Annotated in this window: 15 protein-coding genes and 1 pseudogene; 10 read left to right on the plus strand and 6 right to left on the minus strand. The window is 59.1% G+C overall.

Translation table 11 applies throughout. From position 1 onward, the window contains the following. Positions 1–4 precede the first annotated feature (4 nt). From IB244_RS00135 to IB244_RS00155, 5 genes are all read right to left on the minus strand, one after another. Entirely contained in the window at positions 5–1,444 is a 1,440-nt protein-coding gene (locus tag IB244_RS00135) for a mannose-1-phosphate guanylyltransferase/mannose-6-phosphate isomerase (protein ID WP_192302678.1), read from the minus strand. Next, positions 1,441–2,562, minus strand: coding sequence for a hypothetical protein (locus tag IB244_RS00140; RefSeq protein ID WP_192302680.1), 1,122 nt, complete (start codon positions 2,560–2,562; stop codon positions 1,441–1,443). The genes IB244_RS00135 and IB244_RS00140 overlap by 4 nt, the downstream gene beginning before the upstream one ends. Positions 2,563–2,575: 13 nt before the next feature. Then, entirely contained in the window at positions 2,576–4,045 is a 1,470-nt protein-coding gene (locus IB244_RS00145; protein ID WP_192302682.1) for a glycosyltransferase, read from the minus strand. Between the two features lie 11 nt (positions 4,046–4,056). After that, the gene (locus IB244_RS00150) at positions 4,057–5,376 is read right to left on the minus strand and encodes a nucleotide sugar dehydrogenase (protein ID WP_192302683.1); all 1,320 of its coding nucleotides are present in this window, start codon (positions 5,374–5,376) and stop codon (positions 4,057–4,059) included. Positions 5,377–5,623: 247 nt separating this feature from the next. Continuing rightward, a complete protein-coding gene (locus IB244_RS00155; RefSeq protein WP_192302684.1) occupies positions 5,624–6,196 on the minus strand; it encodes a helix-turn-helix transcriptional regulator in 573 nt (190 codons plus the stop codon). Positions 6,197–7,438: 1,242 nt separating this feature from the next. Between IB244_RS00155 and IB244_RS00160 the strand changes: the two genes are divergently transcribed. The 4 genes and pseudogenes from IB244_RS00160 to IB244_RS00170 all read left to right on the plus strand — a co-directional run bounded on the left by IB244_RS00160 (position 7,439) and on the right by IB244_RS00170 (position 13,281). After that, a complete protein-coding gene (locus IB244_RS00160) occupies positions 7,439–8,611 on the plus strand; it encodes an efflux RND transporter periplasmic adaptor subunit (protein WP_192302685.1) in 1,173 nt (390 codons plus the stop codon). Further along, on the plus strand, positions 8,608–11,769 hold the full coding sequence (locus IB244_RS00165) for an efflux RND transporter permease subunit (RefSeq protein WP_192302686.1): 3,162 nt from the start codon (positions 8,608–8,610) through the stop codon (positions 11,767–11,769). Before IB244_RS00160 ends, IB244_RS00165 begins: the two co-directional genes overlap by 4 nt. Before the next feature lie 84 nt (positions 11,770–11,853). Next, positions 11,854–12,033: pseudogene (locus tag IB244_RS33030) on the plus strand (hypothetical protein); the annotation flags it as partial. 78 nt (positions 12,034–12,111) lie between these two features. Continuing rightward, entirely contained in the window at positions 12,112–13,281 is a 1,170-nt protein-coding gene (locus IB244_RS00170) for an ATP-binding protein (protein WP_192302687.1), read from the plus strand. Between the two features lie 22 nt (positions 13,282–13,303). Here the strand turns inward: IB244_RS00170 and IB244_RS00175 are convergent, their stop codons facing one another. Then, positions 13,304–15,028 carry a hypothetical protein gene (locus tag IB244_RS00175; protein ID WP_192302688.1) on the minus strand — a complete coding sequence of 575 codons (1,725 nt, stop codon included), beginning with the start codon at positions 15,026–15,028 and terminating at the stop codon, positions 13,304–13,306. Positions 15,029–15,579: 551 nt separating this feature from the next. Here IB244_RS00175 and IB244_RS00180 point away from each other — a divergent pair. Genes IB244_RS00180 through IB244_RS00205 form a run of 6 tightly spaced genes read left to right on the plus strand, consistent with a single transcriptional unit; the run spans position 15,580 to position 21,771 of the window. Beyond that, on the plus strand, positions 15,580–16,752 hold the full coding sequence (locus IB244_RS00180; protein WP_281419537.1) for a transporter substrate-binding protein: 1,173 nt from the start codon (positions 15,580–15,582) through the stop codon (positions 16,750–16,752). Beyond that, the gene (locus IB244_RS00185; RefSeq protein ID WP_192302691.1) at positions 16,752–17,357 is read left to right on the plus strand and encodes an ANTAR domain-containing response regulator; all 606 of its coding nucleotides are present in this window, start codon (positions 16,752–16,754) and stop codon (positions 17,355–17,357) included. Before IB244_RS00180 ends, IB244_RS00185 begins: the two co-directional genes overlap by 1 nt. Continuing rightward, positions 17,350–18,237 (plus strand): ABC transporter permease, encoded by an 888-nt coding sequence (locus IB244_RS00190; RefSeq protein WP_192302693.1) that lies wholly within the window; start codon positions 17,350–17,352, stop codon positions 18,235–18,237. The genes IB244_RS00185 and IB244_RS00190 overlap by 8 nt, the downstream gene beginning before the upstream one ends. Beyond that, the gene (locus tag IB244_RS00195; RefSeq protein WP_192302695.1) at positions 18,237–19,157 is read left to right on the plus strand and encodes an ABC transporter permease; all 921 of its coding nucleotides are present in this window, start codon (positions 18,237–18,239) and stop codon (positions 19,155–19,157) included. Before IB244_RS00190 ends, IB244_RS00195 begins: the two co-directional genes overlap by 1 nt. 54 nt (positions 19,158–19,211) lie before the next feature. Beyond that, positions 19,212–20,837: an ABC transporter substrate-binding protein gene (locus IB244_RS00200; protein WP_192302697.1), complete on the plus strand. Its 1,626-nt coding sequence runs from the start codon at positions 19,212–19,214 to the stop codon at positions 20,835–20,837. Then, a complete protein-coding gene (locus IB244_RS00205; protein ID WP_025658344.1) occupies positions 20,827–21,771 on the plus strand; it encodes an acetamidase/formamidase family protein in 945 nt (314 codons plus the stop codon). Before IB244_RS00200 ends, IB244_RS00205 begins: the two co-directional genes overlap by 11 nt. The last annotated feature ends 7 nt before the right edge of the window (positions 21,772–21,778 follow it).

Here is a 21,778-nt window from a genome sequence, read left to right on the forward strand (position 1 = left end):
CCAGCTAGGCATAGTCGGCCATCCTTACGCCGGTCGCGAACTGTGTCAGAGAGGGCGCGACGACACCGGCCATCACCGTTCCACAGCTGATCTCGACGATTTCCGCAGCACCATCTGCATGGTTGAAAAGCGTTACGCCCGTTGCCGAATCGATCATCGCCGACAAGCCGGCGGTGAGCTGTTCCTGAGACCGGTTGCCATTCACGCTGACGCTGCCGCGGATCACCACGAGCACCCGCGACACGCCTTCTTCCCCAATCAGGGTCACCTGCTTTCCTGGATCAATCGTCAGCAGATCCATTGCAAAACCCGCACCCGCCTGCATGGTCTTCATGCCGCCCCATTCCGTGACCTGACTGCGGTGGCTTTCTGCCTCGCGACGCTTGAGCGAAACGAGATGTTCAACGATCTTCTTGACATCCTGCGCACTGGCCCTGTTGGTGACCAGCAGGGCGTCATCGGTATCAACGACGACGACGTCATTCATGCCAACCACGGCAACCAGGCGATCACTGCCGCGAACCAGGGAGCCGCGGGTGTCCAGCAAGACAACATCGCCCGATGTGACGTTGCCGCTCTCGTTCTTCAAGCCGATCGAATGGATGGAGGTCCATCCTCCTACGTCGTCCCATTCGATTACAGTTGGGGCAAGTGCGATATCCCTGCATTTTTCGAACACAGCCATTTCCGTTGGCTGGCTGACGGCCTGCGCAAAGAAATGCTCTTCCAGAAGCAGCCCGGTTTCAGCGGCCAACGGCGAAGCCGCCGTCAATGCGCGGGTGACTGCATCAAGTGTGGCTGGGTCGTACCGTCGATATTCATCGACAAGTTTATCGGCCCGGAACATGCTGATACCGGAAGCCCAGTACGCAAAGCCGGTGTCAATCAGCGACTGGGCAACATTGACGCTCGGCTTTTCGATAAAGCGTTCAACCCTGTGAAGGCCGGGATAATCGTCAAACTCGCCGCCATCCATGATGTAGCCGTATCCCTTTTCCGCATAGGTCGGATGGATACCGAAGGTCACGATCATTCCATCGAAAGCCGCACGGTGCATCCGCGCGATGACACGATTCAGGTCGCCCTGAATCACGTGATCGGAAGGGAGGACAATGAGAACGGCATCAGGCTCGGCGGCCATAAGGTAAAGCGACGCGGCAAGAACGGCCGGCCCGGTATTTCGAGTTACCGGCTCAGTGAGGATGCTGGCTTTGCATTGTATTTCGCGAAGCTGACGGCCCACTGTTTCCACGTGTCGCGCATTCACACACACGATCGGATCAGAAAACATTTGCGTACGATGGCGCTGAACGGTGCTTTGGAAGAACGTCAGCGTGCCGTCGCCGTTAATGGGCTGAAACTGCTTCGGCTGATGAGCCCTGGACAGCGGCCAGAGACGCGTCCCGGAGCCGCCGCAGAGAATAAGGGGATGTATGTGTTTCATTGTGCACCTCCTACGGTTTGCTCGGCCGCAAACGAGATGCCGCTGCGAATGGTTCGCAGCCATTGCGGGGTAGCGTCTAGACGGACGGCAACAGGTGATCCTGGCTGCAGTCCGGACACGGGTTGCAGTGGAACCAGAACTACCGATGCTGATTGGCCATCGCCAATGGCTTCGCGATCAACTTCGACCTTCGCAGGAACAGAGCCGCCATCGGCGGTTTCAATCGTCACTTTCGCGCCGTCCGCAACATGGCGGAAGTCGGAGCCCGTGAAGGACGTGCGAACGACCATCGGCGCTCCCGGCTCGCTGACGAAGAGAACCGGCTGACCGGCAATCACGGTCCCACCCTTCGCAAGACCGGCTGTCTCAACATCGCAGTCGCAAGGCATCGTAGCCGTTACCGCAACGCCGGTTGACGCAAGGATCGAATATGCGGGCTTGCCGACTGCGGCATGAGTGTCGATAAAATCAAGCTGACCGCCCGTTGTTGCGGTCATCGTCGAACCCTGCCTGTAAGCGATGGCCGGTGCCTCGACGTCCGTCACGAAAAGGCGGTCACTGAGCACCGATGCTGCAAAGACAAATAGCGCGGCCGACGCGGCTGCGACGACGCATGTGCCGAGCAGCTTCGAAAGGCGCGATGAGCCAGACTGGGCGACTTTGTGTGCGGTATTTTTGCCTTTCGGCAGACTGCTTTCGGCCACCAGCATCCCGTTAACGTCGACGTGGTCGCCAGCAAGCCAGGAATTCAGGATGTAACGCAGTTGCGGCATATGCTGGCCGGTCGGATCGCGATAGCGAAGAGTAACTGCTCCGGTCTTGCTGTCAGCAGCAGAAACCGTCACGTCGATCGGAAGAGACATCCAGAAGCTCCCAAAATTGAAGCGAAAGATCGCCAATTTGTGGGCGCCCGGCCAATTTGCTCCGACGATTCCCGTCACGCGGGCCGCGACCATGGACAGTGCTGAGCCCTCATATGATCGCCCGTCGATGGTCACCGAGAAGGGCAGTTTGACGCGCGGATGTTCGTTGCCATCCGCAAAATCGAGCAAACTGTCGCGTTCCGCGTCCGCTGGCGGCGGGCTATCATTGTGTTCACGTTGATCAAATGTCGTCATGAGAAACTCCAAATCAGATCTTGGCGTTTGAAATCATAAAGGCAGCGAACAACAGCCACCCGCTTGCGAGGATGTGTACGTAGGTCGATGAGAGCCCGCGAAGGCGCTCGGAGGCGGATGGAATGCGGTGTGAGGCTTCGGCTGTTTGACGTGTCCATCTCTGTCGATCGAGACGAAAGAACACGAAGCTTTTGACGAGCGCCCCACAAATCTGGCTGAAATAAAGAAGGAATGGATAGGATATCGGGAAGGACGGTCGGAATGTCGCCAGCAGGCAGCAGTTTATGTACCGCGTGAACATGACCCACGCGACATAGATCGGCAGGACGAGCGGACTGACGAAGAGTGTCGACATGAGTACCGCTACCGGGCCGAAGAGGGTAGTCCACATGGAGATGCGCTGGTCGAGAAGCGACCACCAGGTGAACAAGCCAATGCGTCTTGGCCCAAGAGCCAATGCTCGGCCATTGGTTCGCAGCATGTTGCCAAACCAGCGCAGCATCAATGCCACAGCGGAACCCACAAACCCCGGCTTCGGCTGGCTTTCCATCGAAACAGAGCGCACGTCGGGCAGGTAGGCCATTTCATAGCCGTTCTTCAACAGCCAGAACCACGTCGACTTGTCGTCACCAGTGACAAAGGGGACTTTGCCAAGACGCCAGTGCTCAAGCGAATCGTACTGAATGCTCTCGATAAAATCGGCATTGCAGGCGAGAGACGCACGGAATATCGACAGGCGTCCGGTCAAGGTCAGAACGCGCCTAGATAGGCCCATCGAAGACATCATCATGTGGCGCTGCGTGAAGCGCAGATTGAACCAGTCGCGAAAGAGCTTTGAATCGTTGATTTCGCAATCTTCGTCGGTCGTAACCGCGCCCAGGCTGTCATCAACGAAGAAGGGCGCGCATGCCTCCACAACATCTTCCGGTGGGCAGCTGTCACCGTCGACGAAGACCACAATGTCATCGTCTGTGGGGCATTGCCTCGAAAGGATCCGCAAGGAAGCGGCCAAGGCATCGCGCTTGCCGGTCGCCGGTATTCGGTCAACGATCAGATGAATGGCTCTAGCGTTTTGCGGCATCAACGAAAATATTCGCCGAACCAAACGCTCGTCAGCAACGTCCACGACAGAGGCAACGACGGTGGCGCCGCCCCGGGATGCGGCTGCAGCCCGAAAAATCGCGCGGTAGACACGCACTGTTACCGCGACATCAACCTTGTAGGTCGTGACGACAAAGAAAGCGTGAGCCGGTCTGTTTCTTGCCCCGTATTCCTTGACTGCAGCTGCTCGTCGGGCTGGATGCGCGAAGTGAATGAAGAGCTTCGCCCTTGCGAAATTCACCGCACCCCAGCCATAACGCCAGATACCCAGTGTGCCGATTGTCAGCGCCAGGCCGGCATTCTCCGCAAGCCGGTGGGTTGGTACGGCAATCGCGATACTCACGAAAACTAGCATGTAGAGGATGTGACCAAGCACAAGCATACGGGTCTCTCCTACCAGCAAATGCCTTCGTAGAAGCCGCCTGACCGCAAATCCGGCCTGAGGCGCGTGAGGTCGACAAGACTTTTGGCCACGGCAGCTCTTGCCAATGGCTCGATCGTCTCTTCGTAGCGATTGCCGACCAAAAGGACGTCGGCTTCGTCGATCAGTTCTTCGATCCCGGCAACCAGTCGTTCCTTAAGGTCGGGAACCTTGCCGTCGCCGCGCCCGGATCCACCAAGCTCGCTCTGATAGGCAACACGGACGCTCGGGTCGTAGACCTTCAGGCCGAAGCCCTTGGAAATCAGTCGTGATGCGAGCTCGGCAAGCGGGCTCTCCCGCAGATCGTCCGTCCCTGCCTTGAAGCTTATTCCGACCATTCCGACGGATCTGCCACCGCTGTTGTGGACGAGATTCTCGGCTCTCTCGATTTGGCGAGTGTTTGCCTCAAGGACCGAATCCAGCATTGGCGTCGCAACACCGCCTTTATGCGCGACATGACGCAGCGCGCGCACATCCTTTGGCAGGCAGGAACCGCCAAAAGCAAACCCCGGTCGCATGAAATAGGGCGACATGCTCACCTTGCTGTCGGAGCAGAGAACCTTCATGACCAACTGGCCGTCGATCCCACAGCTCTTGGCAATGTTGCCGATTTCGTTTGCGAAGGTGATCTTGGCCGCGCGCCACGAATTGCTGGTATATTTGATCATTTCCGCGGTCGACAGCGGCACGACGCTGCACACGCAGGCAAGCCTAGCGTTCAGCTCGCGCAGGATGTTTTCAGTCGTGGTGTCGAGGGCGGCAAAAACGATAAGGCCCGGATTGTAGTTGTCATCGATGGCTGTGCCTTCACGAAGGAATTCAGGATAATAGCCAACCCCGAAATCCCTCCCTGCCGTCAGGCCCGAAACCATCTCGAGGATCGGTATGCAGGTCTCTTCCATTGTCCCTGGTACAATCGTGGAACGCAGGACAACGGAGTGGAATGAGTTCTTTTTGCGCAAGGCACCGGCAACATCGCTGCACGCCTGCTTGACATAGTTGAGCTCAACTGAGCCCTCGGCGGCGCTGGGTGTTCCCACACAGATGAATGTTATGTCAGTATTGGCCACTGCCGCGCAAACATCTGTCGTGGCCGAGAGCCGTCCACGGTTGACGTTTCGGGCCAGCAGCGTCGCCAGTCCAGCTTCGACAATTGGCGGCTCACCCACATTGAGTTTGGCCACTTTCGAGGGATCGGTGTCAACCGCGACAACAGTGTGACCGTCCTCCGCGAGACAGGCAGCCGAAACGGCACCGACATATCCGATGCCAATAATGCTTATTCTCGACATGTCATGTCCCCGTTTTACGATCACTAAAAACTCTCGCTGCGGAATCCGGCAGCGTCTGCTTTTTAGGCAAGTCTCGAGTCTCGTCAGGCGCAAGAGAATGTTATGCCCGCGACAAAAGAAATGAAGTCGGGAAAAACAGAATAAATGTAGGGAAAATGCGAAAATCCGATTTTATATTTAGGCGCAATTGTATTGATCCGTAGAATAGACGGCAGCATCTATAGTACGTTCTATTTACGCGCGCGATTTAAGTATTGTATATGTCGAACCAGCCTCTCGATGCGCCATATTTTACTATGGATGCCCGGCTGGAAAGGCTGAGCTTGTCGGCTCCACGTGCCTTGTATGTCTCGACCGTTTTGGTGCTCACATGGATTTCGGCGGCAATTTCCTTCGTGCTGAATCCATATGCAAAAAGCTTCAGCACGATTTCCTCTCTGGCGCTGAGATTGCCCTCGGAAAGACGCTCGATCCTCTCGGGTCCGCTATTGATCAGGGAATGAAAACTGCGAATATCGAGCGCCGACAAGCTGTTGAAGACAGCCGCGCTGATGTAGTGGCCACCCTGCGCAACAAGCGATATCGCCTTATAGATCTGCTGATCGTCGTCGTTGGTGAAGACGATGTTTAGCATGCCATCGACGTAGATTTCGTCGATCCGGCGCGCGATCAGGGGATCCACCGCGTAGATGACCTTGAACGAGCTATCCCGCTCGGCATTTGACAGCCGACGCACGGCCCTGCCGACTGCAAGGTCAGCGTCATTTGCCACTTCGCAAATGACAACAGTGGGGAGGGTTCGACCGATGAAATCTACCAATGATTCCTCCTTGCGTTTCGTGTCAACGAAACACATCGAGGAATCTCCCAACAAACTTGAACCTATGACGTCGGGCAGTCCCGGAGATGCGCAAATAGCCGAAACCCGGCTCTTATTCGGTGCCATGAAAGTTCCTCGATTAAGATGAAACTTCCTCCCAGGCTTAGTTCGGAGTTACTGCATGTGTCCCGATGTAATACGACATCGCCTCCGGACATCAGTGAAGTAAGCTAGAACCGTGCTTATAGTTTGGAATTTAAATTACTAAGTCAAGGGATAAATAAACATCTTTTGTTGCGCGATTTATCGAAAGCAAGGCCGATAAATACAGTTTTATGCTGCATAAACATGTAGGCGATATTGAAAGTTGCTGATTCGGCGAACCTGTGATGATGCCATCTGATCGACCGCAACGGTGAGTAGCGTCAACCATGTGGGTGCTTTTCCCCACACGATACTCCTGCGATGCGGCGCCAGGCAGCCCTACTTGTGGGACCGAACTGCGGGACAACCAGATCAAGGTGAGCCGAAGGATATGGATGCAGGTCAAGGCTCAGACCGCGGCGAGCGGGCTGCTGAAGAAAACCTTTCATGACGGGGCGCCCAGTCGTCTGCTGAGAATTTTTCACGACCGACGGAACCTTTTCGCGATTGGGAGGTTTGAGCCATGGCCACGCACGGAGCCCTTCCTCCGGGCCACGCCTTTGGTGAAGGGCTTGCTGTCTCCCAGGCCAGGCTCTTCACCGTCCTTCCACACGCATTCGAGACAGGGACCGGCCCGATTGAGGCTTCCTGATGCCGCCAGCAAAAGCCGGATCACAGCACTTTCTGCTTTGGTTCAGTGAAGGATACCTCGCACGGCTTTCTGCCTGCGTGCAGGAACCCGCGTGCCGGGGCCTGGCTTCAGGCGCTTGTCATCTCCTGTTCGCGATCATCCTGTCCTGTGCGCTGATCCGCACCTTTGGCCCCAACGGCGCCTTCTCTGCTGCTGAATGCCGTTGGATTGCCGAAGCTGCCGTCGCCCTTGGCCCATGGCCGCTTATCGGTCCAGTCGGGATGCGTGAAGGGCTTGTTGTCGACGACATCGTCGTCAGGTCGCCATCAGCGTTCCAAGCCTGGATGTCCCGGGACTTGCCGATTTCAGCGACTAACGGTAGCATTTGTGAATTGCGGTCGATCTGATACCTACTTTTAAGTGCCTGGAGTTGAAGAAGCCATCTCGGTTCTGCTGGAGACTGGTCGATGAAACTGTCATGTCGTGTTCCGCCAGCCTGCCTGTTGATCGTGCTTGCAGCCTGGATGGCCGCGCCTGAGGGTGCATTGGCACAGGCTGCCCCATCGGTTGGCGTTATCAGCGTTCCGGTGGAAGATGTTTCGCCCAAGCACGAATTCGTCGCGCGCGTGGAAGCGGTTAATGCCGTCGATATTCGATCGCGGATCGAAGGTTTCCTGGACAAGCGCCTTTTCGACGAAGGCCAGGTCGTCCAAAAGGATCAGGACCTTTTCCTTATCGATCCTCGATCCATGGAAATATCCCTGTCAGATGCCAAGGCTGCCCTTGCGAGTGCGCAGGCGACCCTCGCTGACGCCCAGCGTCGACTTGCGCGAAATCAGTCACTGACCACACAGACCGTATCGCGTGCAACGCTGGAAGAAAGCCAGGCCGCGGTCGAAACCTCTCAGGCTTCCGTGATGTCGGCGCAGGCGCGCGTGGGCCAAGCCGAACTTAATCTCAGCTACACCCGGATAACCGCACCGATCAAGGGGCGCATAGGGGCGGCCGAGTTGTCGGTCGGCAGCTTCGTCAGCGGCAGTTCGGTGACACTGGCTCGCATTGTCGAGCTGGATCCGATCCGCGTTGTATTCTCTGTCAGCGACCGATCGATCCTTGAACTGCGTGCGGCTGCCGGAGGTGCCAGCAAGGACGATCTTGCAAAGCGGTACGAGCCTACCCTGCGACTATCCAACGGTCAGCAGTACAAGGAACCCGGCAAGATCGAGTTTTTCGGAAACGAAATCGACGAATCAACGGGAACACTGGCAATTCGAGCGCTGTTTCCCAATCCGGAGCTCCTGCTCACCCCGGGCCAGTTCGTAACGGTGATAATTTCGGAAAGGGAAAAGACGCGGCGCCCGGTTGTGCCGCTCGGAGCAGTCCAGCAGGATCGCGAGGGCAAGTTTGTGTTGCTCGTCGATGAAAAGAACGAGGTCGCGCTTCGACGCATAAAAGTCTCCCAACAAGTGGGAGCAAACTGGGAGGTGGACGACGGCTTGAAAGGCGGCGAGAAGCTGATCGTCGAGGGCCTGCAGAATGTCTCCGAGGGCTTGGCCGTGACCGTCACTCAGATATCCCCTGATGACAACAACCTGACCTCTGCCACTCCCGTCCTGTCACCATCCGGTACGCCGCAATGAATATATCCGCGCCGTTCATTGCCCGGCCAAGGTTCGCGATGGTTATTGCGATCGTCATGATCATCGCAGGACTCGTCTCCCTCCTTCAGATACCCGTCGCGCAGTTTCCGCAGATCACCCCGCCCGAAGTCCAGGTGACGGCAAGTTATCCGGGTGCGAGTGCCAGTGTCATGACTGACAGTGTGGGGGCACTGATCGAAGATCAGGTGAATGGTGTCGAAGACATGCTCTACATGTCGTCGTCGAGCACCAACAACGGCAGCTATAGTCTGACGGTCACATTTGCGGCAGGGACAGACCCGGCGATTGCCCAAGTCAACGTACAAAATCGCGTCGCAATGGCGACACCACGCCTTCCTGCTGCGGTCTCCCAAACAGGCGTCTCGGTGAGAAGTCGCTCCTCGAGCATGCTTCTCGGTTTTGCGGTCTATTCCCCAAAGGGGACCAAGGACGACGTCTTCATCAGCAACTACGCGACGGTCAGTATCCGAGATGCGATCGCACGCCTGCCGGGCGTCGGGGAAGCCAGCGTATTTGGTCCCGTCTACAGCATGCGCGTCTGGATGAACCCCGATCGGATGCAGGCGCTTGGGGTGACGGCATCCGACTTGACCGCGGCCATCCAGGGCCAGAACGCGCAGGCATCCGCCGGCCAGCTAGGATCTCCTCCATCGCCGACTGGCCAGCAATTGCAATTGACGGTCCAGGCCCAGGGACGGCTTGCGGACGCAACAGAGTTCGGCAACATCATCGTCCGCACCAACAGAGACGGAGCGATCGTCCGTCTTCGCGACGTCGCCCGGGTGGAGCTCGGAGCGCAATCATACGACACGGCCTCAACCCTGAACGGGCAGCCGAGTGCCACGGTTGTCGTTTATCAATCTCCGGATGCAAATGCGCTCGCCGTGTCAGCCGCCGTCCTTGCGGAACTGCAAACATTGTCGAAGCAGTTTCCTGACGACGTCGCATATACGGTCGTTTTCGACACGACCACTTTCGTTCGCCAAACCATCGAGGAAATTTTCATTACGCTGGCAATCACCTTTGTGCTTGTCGTGGCGGTCGTCTTCCTTTTTCTGCAGGACTGGCGTGCGACGGTCATTCCCACGTTGACGATTCCCGTTTCGCTGATAGGCGGCTTTGCCGTGCTTTACGTGATGGGCTATTCAGCGAATACAATCACGCTGTTCGCCATGATCCTTGCCGTCACTCTGGTCGTCGACGACGCGATTATCGTCGTGGAAAACGTCCAGCGCGTCATGAGCGAAACCGGCGTCGACGTGCGCGAGGCGACACTCCGCACCATGGACCAGGTCACGGGCCCGATTGTCGCCACCACACTGGTGCTGGCCGCTCTCTTCGTGCCGGTCGCCTTTCTCGCCGGAATAACCGGTGAGCTCTATCGGCAATTTGCGGTCACCATCCTGGTCACGATCACTTTCTCAACGATCAACGCGCTGACGTTCAGTCCGGCAATTTGCGTTCTGATGCTGCGCCCCACTCCCGAGAGCCGCTCGCGGTTTTTTGTCAAGGTGAACCAGGGACTGGATGCTTCACGGCGGTTTTATCTGCGGTTGCTCGATCTCTTTGCCCGCAAGCTTGCCCTCAGCGCGCTGGTTTTTGCTGTCATCGTGGGCGGTACATACGGTTTCTATCGCATCCTTCCGACCGGCTTTGTTCCTTCGGAAGACCAGGGCTATCTCTTCATGAATGTGCAATTGCCGAACGCCGCTTCGCTCGAACGCACGCAGCAGACAATTGCGGTCGTCAGTTCCGTGCTTCAACGCACGCCGGGCGTTGCAAATACGATCGGAATTGCCGGCGCAAGCATGGTTGGGGGCGGCGGCTCCAATTCGGGAATGATCATTTCCGCGCTGAAGCCCTGGAATGAACGGGGGGCCGATCAAAGCGTCTTTGCTCTCATGAACCGATTGCGCGCGGAGTTCGCCGCGATTTCGACCGCCTCGGTCGTGCCGTTTAATCCGCCTGCAATTCCGGGTCTCGGGACGACTGGGGGTTTTGACTTCCGACTTCAGGCGCGGGCCGGGCAAAGCCAGGCGGAGCTCGCCGAAGTCATGAGGGGCCTGATTATCGCAGCAAACCAGACGAAGACATTGACCAGTGTCTTCAGCACTTTTTCCGCCGACGTTCCCGAGGTCTATCTCGATATCGACAGGAAGCGCACGGAGCTTTACGGGGTTTCGCCCGCCACGATCTTCAACACGCTGCAAGCCCACCTGGGATCGTCTTATGTCGACGACTTCAACATTTTTTCGCGCGTATACCAGGTTCGCCTTCAGGACGAACCGAGTTTTCGAACCCGCATCGAGGACATTCAACGGCTCAGAGTGCGAAGCCAGTCGGGGAGCCTTATTCCGCTACAGGGACTGCTTTCCATTTCTACCGTCTACGGACCCAACTCCATCAGCCGCTACAATCTTTTCCCGTCCGCGGCGATCAACGGACAGGCTGCCGCGGGAACGAGTACAGGCGCCGCCCTGGACGCCATGGAGACACTCGCTGCGCAAAAGCTGCCACCCGGCTTCGGATACGAATGGACGGGCATGGCGCTTCAGGAGAAGCAGGCCGGTAACCAAACAACAATCATCCTGATTGCAGGGATCCTTTTCACCTACCTCTTCCTCGTTGCCCAATATGAAAGCTGGAGCGTCCCGCTTGCAGTGATGCTGTCCGTGACAGTGGCCGTTCTGGGGGCGTTGGGCAGCCTTCTGATTGGTGGTATCGACCTCAACATCTATGCCCAAATTGGCCTGCTGCTGCTGGTCGGACTGGCCGCCAAAAATGCGATTCTCATCGTGGAGTTCGCCAAGAAGCGCCGGGAGGAAGGGCTGAGCATCATGGAAGCGGCGACCGATGGCACGTCACAGCGCTTCAGGCCAGTGCTGATGACTGCGATGGCATCTGTGCTTGGCGTGGTGCCGCTGGTCGTGGCTACAGGTGCGGGAGCAGGCAGCAGGCAGGCAATCGGCACGACGGTTCTCGGCGGCCTGGTGGTCGGATCGGTCCTCGGCCTCCTGATAATTCCACTCCTCTATATATACGTTCAAACGGTCAGGGAGGCGGTCAAGCGTCAGCTTTTTGGTGTCGATCGGGTCGACCCAGACAGCAAACCTCCGGCTGCGGCGGCCGCGGATTGAAAATCCCAACTCTTTAGGAAAGCTGAACTTTGGGATTCTCTGCCGAGAGATGCAAAGCGCACTATAGTTCTTGAAAGCGGAACATCTGGAAGATCGCGTCCTCTCACCGAGGCGGAGGAGCAATCACGCCATCGGTCGGTGCAGCAGGCGTCGAGCTGCTACAACGTTGCAACCCGGCGCAGCGGACGCGCGCGCCCCGCGGATATGACTCGCTCTGGCGCCACTTCACGACTTGAGATCGTTAGCGTGCTGTCGCTTGCCTAGGGATCTGAATCGCATGTCTCCCTTCCCATCTCGATATTTAACCTTGCATTTCTGGATCTGAACTCCATAATTGCAAGGATGATCCGCAGGCGAAAAACATTAGAACTCATTGAGCTCATCGATTCCAATCCGGCCGTCGCTTTGCTGGGACCTCGACAGGTAGGAAAGACAACGCTCGCATTGGAAATAGGCGAACAGCGGCCGTCGATCTATCTCGATCTGGAGTCGGACGCCGATCGAGCCAAGCTCTCCGAACCGGAGCTCTACCTTTCCGGTCACGAGGATAAACTGGTTATTCTCGACGAGGTCCACCGCCTTCCGGACCTCTTCCAGGCTCTTCGTGGACTAATCGACAAGGGGCGGCGAAAGGGATTGCGCAGCGGCCGTTTCCTTTTGCTCGGCTCGGCCTCAATCGATCTCCTGAAACAGTCCGGCGAGAGCCTGGCTGGACGGATAGCATATTTGGAGCTTGCCCCAATTGACGGCCTCGAGGTCCACACGACTGAGCTCAATACGCTGTGGAACCGGGGTGGGTTTCCTGAAAGTCTTCTGGCCAGGACAGATGCTGTTAGCCGGCGGTGGCGCCTTGATTTCATTCGAACGTACCTAGAACGGGACATTCCGCTTCTTGGACCAAGGATCCCTGCCGAAACGCTACGCCGATTCTGGACAATGCTCGCGCACCATCAATCCGGCCTTCTCAATGCGGCAGACTTCGCCCGCGCACTTGGCGTCGACGGAAAGACTGTTGCTTCCTATCTCGATCTCATGGTGGATCTGCTTCTGGTGCGTCGGCTCGAACCCTGGCACAACAATGCGGGCAAACGCCTGGTAAAGTCGCCGCGTGTGTACGTTCGCGACTCCGGGCTGCTCCACAGTCTACTTGGATTGACAACGCTCGAGGATATTCTCGGGCACCCGATCGCCGGCGCCAGTTGGGAAGGATTCGTGATCGAAACGCTTCATGCCGCTATGCCAGTGGGCGCACATGCGAACTTCTATCGTACCGCTGCCGGCGCCGAGGTCGACCTCGTTGTCACTCTGCCCGGCGGGCGCCGTTGGGCAATCGAGATCAAGCGAAGTCTCACTCCGAAAGTGGAACGCGGCTTTCATAACGCCTGTCTGGAACTGAAGCCCGATCGCCGCATCGTCGTTTACCCAGGGTCCGAGGCCTATCCTCTCAACAACGAAATCGAGGTGCTGCCGTTGCGACAGCTTGGTGAGGAACTCACGCATCTTCAGCCTTGATAGCGAGTCGCGTCCGGCTATTTTAGTGTGATTTCACCAGACCGGAGAAACCAGCGACAGCCAGAAGGCTGAGGGCCCAGCCGATGACGGACTGGAAGAAAAAATATCTCAAGGAGAACGCGCCGTTTGGTTTCATCGAATCCGGTCGCCAGTATTCCCTTTGACCGATGGACGCTACCGGCAGGAGTACATCCAGCGAGTACATTGGCGCATTGAACTCCGGGTAGCTGGCCGCTTCCGGCTGATTGCGGAAGCAAGTGAGCTGGTCTTCCCCGACCGCGGCACGTCCAGCCAGGTCCTGTCCGGTTGATGGCATATAGCGGATTTCGGTTCGCGGGAGATCACACATCGTCCATTCGGGGGAACGCAGAACGATGGGATTGTTCGGTTTCATCGCACCGTCGCGATAGGCGAATGCGAAGACACCCGTGCCGATCGCCCAAAAGAGCATCAGCCAGACCAGCACCAGCAGAGGCTGCCGCCCGTAACGAAGGGTGACGGCAAGCACACCGTCGACAATCGCCAGGCTTGCCCGCAAGATTGGATTTTTGGCACGCGCTCGGCGCGCACGCCGCTGCAGTCGCTCCTTGGCGATCAAGACCGCACGGGCATCCTCGTCATGGCCCATTTCCCGCAATACCATCGACAGATGCTCGTAGGGCTGCGGCCAGAAGTCCGCGTTCCACCGTTCTGGCGTCTGACGCGATAGCCAGTCGAGCCGGCTTGCCGCATCGGCTGGTCCTCCAATGAAAGCACCGTACCGGCAGCGGTTCAAAAGCAGGTCGCCAGTCTTGGGCCAGCTGCTCTGATCGTCATCGATCGCGCCGATCGTCGTCGCAGTGAGGTCGAGCGCACCCTCGACGGATGCACCTTGTCGCAGGAAGAATGCGCCGTCGATGATGGCGCGATTGAGCCGCAGCGCATTGCCGTCCGGCTGCGAAAATGATGCGGAGGTGCAATTGACGTCACCTCCGAAGCGGGCACCGAGCAGGCGCGTTTCGCCGACGATGGTCGCCCCACGCAAGGCAAGGTCGCCCCCTGCCACGATCGCGTCTGCGTTCAATGCGACTTCGCCCGGGCGTTCAATCTGTGCGCCGACCGCATTGACGTCGCCCCCCAGGCGCGCCGCCGAAAGATTGATGCCGCCACGCACATTGGCGCCACGCAACAGGATACCACCGCGTGTTTCCAATGCCTCGGCGTCGAACGCCATATCGCCGGGCGAAGCGATCGAAACGCCATCAGCCTCAATGCTACCGCCAATCCGCGCGCCGGGAAGGCGGATTTCACCGGTAACAATCGCGCCGCGAAGCGAAATGACCCCCCGTGCCTCCAACCTGTCGGCCTGCAAGCCGGGCAGGGCCGAACCGTCCAGGAACAGATTGTCGATAACCGCCGAGCGCAGCACCGGCGAGGCGTCGAAGTGACAATCCTTGAGACCGATGTCGCGCGGTATCCGGCACCCCTCCAGGTCGAGAATGCCAATGATCCAGGCTCCGCTCAGCCTCAACCCCTTCTCATGCAAGCGATAGGCACCGTCGCCAAGGATGAGATAGCGCAACAGGTCCGCCCGCACCGTCCGCTCGGGATCTTCCTGTTCCGGCCGCAGACCGTCGCCCAATCGGTCGAAGTCTCCGAGCTGCAGATGTGCCACGACCTTCGTTTCTGCGGCGCTCAGCGGATGAAAATCGGCAAGGCTGGGCAGGACGGGAACATGAGATCCCGGCTGGGGCGCTTTCTGGTTCATGAAGCCGGCATCCGTCTGACACCGCGTGAAGATCTTGCTCGAACGCGGCTTTGCCGGAGTGGACATCTTCCGGGGCTGCAAATCGGTCGATCGACAGGCGAGGCATGGCAATTCATGACGATCGTTCTCCTCCACCATGGCGTTCGCGCCGTGAGCGACTATGCGCCTTGGCCGCAGGGTAAACGTGACCCAAGACATCGATCAAACTGTGGAGCTCCCGCAGGACCTCGGTCCCAACGATATCGGATCGTCGCTCGCTTGGAAACGCGCCGGGGCGGCTCTTTTCCAGCCCGGTTTCATGATTGATTTCGTCGTTTGGGCGGCGGGTCAAGAGATGACGCCGAAATGCGCTGAGGCTATCATCGGCATATAGGACCGGGAGCACAGTTTCTGGCCCTCAGAATGGTTGTCGTCACTTCAATCCTTGCTTCGCCTATACTTGACGGCCCTATATAAAGGGCGCTATCAATTCCGAACATCGAAAAAAATCAGGCGGTTCGGCCTCACCGGGATGACATCCCGCGTGGGGTTTTTTCGTTCATAGGTGCTTTTTGGACACTCGGACGGTTGTTCAGGTCGGCGTATTGTTTTCCCGCTCCGGTCCCTACGCGGATCTGGGTGAGCAGGGCTACGCTGGCACAATGGCCGGGATCGCCGCAGTCAATGCACGCACCGGCCTGCCGTTCCGGCTTGAGGCCAGCGCTGCCGATCCGAAGGGAAATACCGATCGCTATGCTGCGCTTGCCGCCGAGCTGGTGAGCGGTGGCGAGGTCCGACATATTGTCGGCTGCACGACATCCTGGAGCCGCAAAGAGGTCATCCCGGTCCTGGAAAAGACGCAGGCACTCCTCTGGTACCCCTGCGTCTACGAGGGGTTCGAGGCGAACGAGAATGTTGTCTATGTCGGTGCCTGCGCCAACCAGCACATTCTACCGCTTCTGGAATTCGCCCTTCCTGCCTTCGGCCGCCGGGGTTTCCTCCTCGGCTCAAACTACATTTGGGGCTGGGAGACCTGCCGTATTGCTCGTGATGTGATCCTGCGTTCCGGTGGCGAGGTCCTCGGCGAAAGGCACGTTCCGCTCGGCGACGCCGATATCGACCGTATCATCGATGAAATTCACCGCAAAAAGCCGGATTTCATCCTCAATTCGCTGATTGGACCGTCATCCTACGCTTTCCTGCGCGCCTATCGCGCGCTCGGCGAGCGCGACGGCGATTTCGCGCCGGGCCGTCGCCCGGTGCTGAGCTGCAATCTCGGTGAGAACGAGATCGTCAAGATCATGCCCGCGGCCGAAGGGCACTACACCACAGCCACCTATTTCGAAACGCTGGAGACGCAGGAGAACGCGCGCTTTCTCGCGGGACTTCCAGAAGACGCTCGCGCCGCCGGCATATCGGCCTTCTTCGCGCAGGCCTATTCGGCGGTTCTGCTGATCGCTGCCGGGATCGAGGTCGCAGGCGAGGCGGCGGCACTCGATGTGCTCGAAGCGGTCAAGGCACGCGCGGTCGAAACGCCCTTCGGCCCGTTGCGGATCGACCCGGCCAACAACCACATTCACGTGGTCGCGCATGTCGCTCGGGCGACTGCCGGCGGCCGTTATGATATCGTCCGGCAAGGACGCGACGCGATCGCACCGGATCCCTTCCTCATCCGCTCGGCGCTTGCCGTTCCCGCAATCGAAACCGCGACGACTCCGTCCCGACCACAGCTGAGACTCGTCTAATGAACAATGGCTTCATGACGCCTTCCTTCGAAGGCCTAAGAGCGCTGATCCTGCACCGCCAACACGCCAATACCGAGGCGCTGGAACGCCAGTTCGCGCGTATCGGCGTCAGCGCCGTGACCGTCTGGCCGGAGCTTGCGGCCGAACAGTCGTTTCAGGATTTCGACGTGCTGATGTTCGACGCCGACATGGGCTATGATGAGCAGTTTCCCTGGAGCGCCGGCGAGGCGCCCATTCCGACGATCGCCCTGATCGGCAGCGAAGCACCGGGACGGATCACCTGGGCCGTCAGCCACGGCGCCGACGCGCAGCTGCTGAAGCCGATCGGCAGCTCGGGCGTCTATAGCGCGCTGGTCATTGCCACGCATGCGTTTAAACGCCGCAAGTCGCTCGCAAGCGAGGTCGCAACGCTCTCCGAACGTCTGGCGAACCGGGAAAACCTTGCCGCGGCCACCGCGATCCTGATGGTGCGGGAGCGGCTGCCGGCCGACGCCGCCTATGCGCTGCTTCGCCGCCGCGCGATGGACGAACGCCGAACGATCGACGAGGTCGCTCAAATCATTCTGGAGAAAACCGGGTTGAACGAGGGCAAGCGCCGTGGCTGAGGTCGCCATCTCCGTCCCTGTTGCCCCGACACCTGGCGTCTTTCGCCGCCTCCTGAAGCGCAAACTTGCCGTTTTCGGGCTGATCGTCATTGCGCTGATCGTTTTCGCCGCAGTGTTTGCGCCATGGATCGTTCCTTACAATCCGGATGAACAGTTCTTCGAAGGACTGACGCTCGAGGGCGCGCCGCTCGCGCCGACCGCGCAGTTCTGGTTCGGCACCGATCTGGTCGGCCGCGATCTCTTGAGCCGCATCATCTACGGCGCGCGCACCTCGCTGATCATTGGCGTCATCGCCAACGGCGTCTCCGTCCTCATCGGCTCGGCGGTCGGTATCACTGCCGGCTATTTCAAGGGCTGGGTGAGTACTGTGCTGATGCGCTTCACCGATCTGATGATGGCATTTCCGGCGCTGTTGCTTGCCATCGTGCTTGCGGCGATCTTCCGCCCGAGCCTCCTGATCGTTGCCATGGTGATCGCCATGGTCAACTGGGTGCAGATCGCCCGCGTGCTCTACACGGAAACGCGTTCGCTTGCCGAGCGGGATTTCGTAGAGGCTGAACGGGCGCTCGGAGCAGGGACTTTCCGCATCCTCACCCGCCACATTTTCCCGCATCTGCTATCGACCATCGTCGTCTATGCGACGCTCGGCATTGCAACGACGGTGCTGCTCGAGGCGACGCTCAGCTACCTCGGCATCGGCGTCCAGCCGCCGACGGCCTCCTGGGGCAACATCATCTTCGAGAACCAGACCTATTTCACCAGCGCGCCCTGGCTCGTCTTCATTCCGGGTTTTGCGATCATCTTGCTCGCGCTCGCGTTCAATCTCGTCGGCGATGCCCTGCGCGACATCCTCGACCCGACTCAGCAGGGGCACCACTGATGATCTCCTACATCGCCCGCCGCCTGCTGCAATCGGCGCTCATTCTGGTCGGCATCAGTCTGGTCACCTTCGTGCTGCTTTACCTTTTGCCGGCCGATCCGGCCCGCCAGATCGCCGGGCGCAGCGCGACGGCCGAGACAGTGGAAAGCATCCGTCAGCAACTCGGGCTCAACCTGCCATTCTACCAGCAGTATCTGCGCTATGCGACCGGACTGCTGCACGGCGATTTCGGCCGCTCCTACCTGCAGAAAACCGAGGTGGTAGAGCTGATCGCCTCGCGCCTGCCGGCAAGCCTGCTTCTGATGGCAGGGGCGATCACCTGCGAACTCATTCTCGGCATCGCCATGGGTCTCGTCTCGGCGCTGCGCCGTGGCTCGGGGCTCGACAACGGGCTGATGCTCCTTTCCTTCGTCGGCGTTTCGGCGCCGCAATTCGTTATCGGCATCCTGATGCTCTACGTTTTTTCCGTGCAGCTCGGCTGGTTTCCGATCGGCGGCTACGGCACCTTTTCGCATCTGGTGCTTCCGTCGCTCACTCTCGGAGTGCTGGGAGCGGGCTGGTATGCGCGCATGATGCGTTCCTCGATGATCGAGGTGCTGCGCCAGGACTTCATCCGCACGGCTCATTCCAAGGGGCTTGGCCGCGCCACGGTGATTTTCCGCCACGCGCTGCCCAATGCCATTCTGCCGGTAATCGCGATGATCGGAATCGACATCGGGATGTTCATGTCGGGCATCGTCGTCGTCGAAAGCGTATTCGGGTGGCCCGGTATCGGCCAGCTTGCCTGGCAGGCGATCCAGCGGGTGGACATTCCGATCATCATGGGAGTCACGCTGGTCTCGGCCCTGGCCATCGTCGTCGGCAATCTCATGGCGGACCTCATCGCCCCGATGATCGATCCGCGCATCAAGCTTCGCTGACGATCGTCGGCGGATAACGTGAACAGGTACAAAAAAACCAGAGGAGAATTGCAAATGCGTAAGACACTTCTTGCAGGCGTGGCGTTCTTTGCCATTGCCGCAGCGGGCATGACGGCGGTACACGCCGATGACATCAAACAGGGCGGCCAGATGGTCGTGACCTACAAGGACGACGTGTCGACGCTCGATCCGGCCATCGGCTATGACTGGCAGAACTGGTCGATGATCAAGAGCCTGTTCGACGGTCTCATGGACTACGAACCCGGCACTTCCACACTTCGGAAAGATCTCGCCGAGGACTACACCATCTCCGACGACGGCAAGACCTTCACCTTCAAGCTGCGCAAGGGCGTGAAGTTCCACAACGGCCGCGAAATGACTGCCGAGGACGTGAAATATTCGCTGGACCGCGTCACCAACCCGGCGACCCAGAGCCCCGGCGCTGGCTTCTTTGGCTCGATCAAGGGCTTCGACAAGATGGCCGACGGTTCGGCCAAGTCGCTGGAGGGCGTCACTGTCGTTGATCCCTACACGATCAAGTTCGAACTGACCCGTCCGGACGCCACCTTCCTGCACGTCATGGCGATCAACTTCTCCTTTGTCGTCCCGAAGGAAGAAGTCGAAAAATGGGGCGCCGATTTCGGCAAGCATCCGGTCGGTACGGGCGCGTTCAAGCTTGGCGAGTGGACGCTCGGCCAGAAGCTCGTGTTCGAGCGCAACAAGGATTACTGGAACGCTGGCCTTCCGAAGCTCGACCAGATCACTTTTGAGGTTGGCCAGGAGCCGGTTGTGGCACTTCTGCGCCTGCAGAAAGGCGAGGTCGACGTCGCCGGCGACGGCATTCCGCCGGCGAAGTTCCTCGAGGTGAAGAACGACCCGACCTATGCCAAGCTGATTGTCGAGGGCGGTCAGCTGCACACCGGCTACGTCACCATGAAGACGACGATGAAGCCCTTCGACAACGTCAAGGTGCGTCAGGCCGTCAACATGGCGATCAACAAGGATCGCATCATCCGCATCATCAACGGCCGCGGCGTTCCGGCGAACCAGCCTCTGCCGCCGACCATGCCGGGCTTCGCCAAGGACTTCGAAGGCTACAAGTACGACGTGGAGGGCGCCAAGAAGCTTTTGGCGGAAGCCGGTCTGGCGGACGGATTCGAAACCGAACTCTACGTCTACAACACCGACCCGCAGCCTCGCATCGCCCAGGCGATCCAACAGGATCTCGCCGCCATCGGCATCAAGGCTGAAATCAAGTCGCTGGCCCAGGCCAATGTCATTGCCGCCGGCGGTGAGCCGGACCAGGCGCCGATGGTCTGGTCGGGCGGCATGGCCTGGATCGCCGACTTCCCGGATCCGTCCAACTTCTACGGCCCGATCCTCGGCTGCTCGGGCGCGGTCAAGGGTGGTTGGAACTGGTCCTACTACTGCAACAAGGCACTGGAAGAGCGCGCAACCGCGGCCGATTCGATCACCGATCCGGCCAAGAAGGCTGAACGCGAGGAAGCCTGGCGGTCGATCTTCCTCGACATCATGAAGGATGCCCCGTGGGCACCAGTCTTCAACGAGCAGCGATTCACCATCCGCTCCGAGCGGCTCGGTGGTCCGGACGCGATTTTCGTCGATCCGGTCCACATCCCCATCAACTACGAGCAGGTTTACGCCAAAGATGTGCAATAACTGTAACTACACCATCCACGGCGCGCATCATCACTTCGGGTGGGATCGTTCGATCCCGCCTGTCGAGAAAGTCGCGCCGGGCTCGACAATCCGCTTCGAATGCATGGATAGCGGCAGCGGGCACTTCAATGCCAACAGCACCGCGGCCGATGTCGCGACGCTGGATTTCTCGAAGGTCAATCCGGTCACCGGTCCCGTCTATATCGACGGGGCCGAGCCCGGGGACGCGGTCAAGATCACCATCCACGAGTTCGAGCCTTCCGGCTTCGGCTGGACGGGGATCATTCCGGGTTTCGGACTTCTGGCGGATCAGTTCACCAGCCCGGCACTGACGGTGTGGAAATACGATCCCGTCAGCATGGAGCCGGCTATGTTCGGCAAGAACGGCCGCGTGCCGTTGAAACCGTTCGCCGGCACGATCGGGCTGGCGCTGGCGGAAGAAGGGCGTCATTCGGTTGTTCCGCCGCGGCGGGTGGGGGGCAACCTCGACATTCGGGACCTGTCCTCCGGCTCTGTGCTTTACCTGCCGGTTGAAGTCGCTGGCGGCCTGTTCTCGATCGGCGACACGCACGCTGCACAGGGCGATGGCGAGGTTTGCGGCACGGCGATCGAAAGCCAGATGAACCTCACGGTGACGCTGGATCTCGTCAAGGGCGCCAAGCTGTCCATGCCGCGCTTCACCACGCCCGGCCCGGTGACCCGTCATCTCGACGCCAAGGGCTACGAGGTGACGACCGGGATCGGAGCGGACCTGATGGATGGGGCCAAGGCCGCCGTTTCCAACATGGTCGATCTGCTCGGCAAGCTTTACAACCTCTCCGCCGACGACGCCTATATGCTCTGCTCGGTCTGCGGCGACCTGCGCATCAGCGAAATCGTCGACATGCCGAACTGGGTCGTGTCGTTCTACTTCCCGCGGATCGTGTTCGAATAAGCCATGC

This window comes from Rhizobium sp. RHZ02 (assembly GCF_014851575.1).
GTDB classification, from domain to species: Bacteria; Pseudomonadota; Alphaproteobacteria; order Rhizobiales; family Rhizobiaceae; genus Rhizobium; species Rhizobium altiplani.

Coding starts and splice junctions, on each gene's coding strand:
- IB244_RS00170 (WP_192302687.1), top strand. CDS start 12,112: ATGATCCGCAGGCGAAAAACATTAGAACTCATTGAGCTCATCGATTCC.
- IB244_RS00205 (WP_025658344.1), top strand. CDS start 20,827: ATGTGCAATAACTGTAACTACACCATCCACGGCGCGCATCATCACTTC.
- IB244_RS00165 (WP_192302686.1), top strand. CDS start 8,608: ATGAATATATCCGCGCCGTTCATTGCCCGGCCAAGGTTCGCGATGGTT.
- IB244_RS00145 (WP_192302682.1), bottom strand. CDS start 4,045: ATGCTTGTGCTTGGTCACATCCTCTACATGCTAGTTTTCGTGAGTATC.
- IB244_RS00200 (WP_192302697.1), top strand. CDS start 19,212: ATGCGTAAGACACTTCTTGCAGGCGTGGCGTTCTTTGCCATTGCCGCA.
- IB244_RS00160 (WP_192302685.1), top strand. CDS start 7,439: ATGAAACTGTCATGTCGTGTTCCGCCAGCCTGCCTGTTGATCGTGCTT.
- IB244_RS00195 (WP_192302695.1), top strand. CDS start 18,237: ATGATCTCCTACATCGCCCGCCGCCTGCTGCAATCGGCGCTCATTCTG.
- IB244_RS00185 (WP_192302691.1), top strand. CDS start 16,752: ATGAACAATGGCTTCATGACGCCTTCCTTCGAAGGCCTAAGAGCGCTG.
- IB244_RS00135 (WP_192302678.1), bottom strand. CDS start 1,444: ATGAAACACATACATCCCCTTATTCTCTGCGGCGGCTCCGGGACGCGT.
- IB244_RS00175 (WP_192302688.1), bottom strand. CDS start 15,028: ATGAACCAGAAAGCGCCCCAGCCGGGATCTCATGTTCCCGTCCTGCCC.
- IB244_RS00150 (WP_192302683.1), bottom strand. CDS start 5,376: ATGTCGAGAATAAGCATTATTGGCATCGGATATGTCGGTGCCGTTTCG.
- IB244_RS00140 (WP_192302680.1), bottom strand. CDS start 2,562: ATGACGACATTTGATCAACGTGAACACAATGATAGCCCGCCGCCAGCG.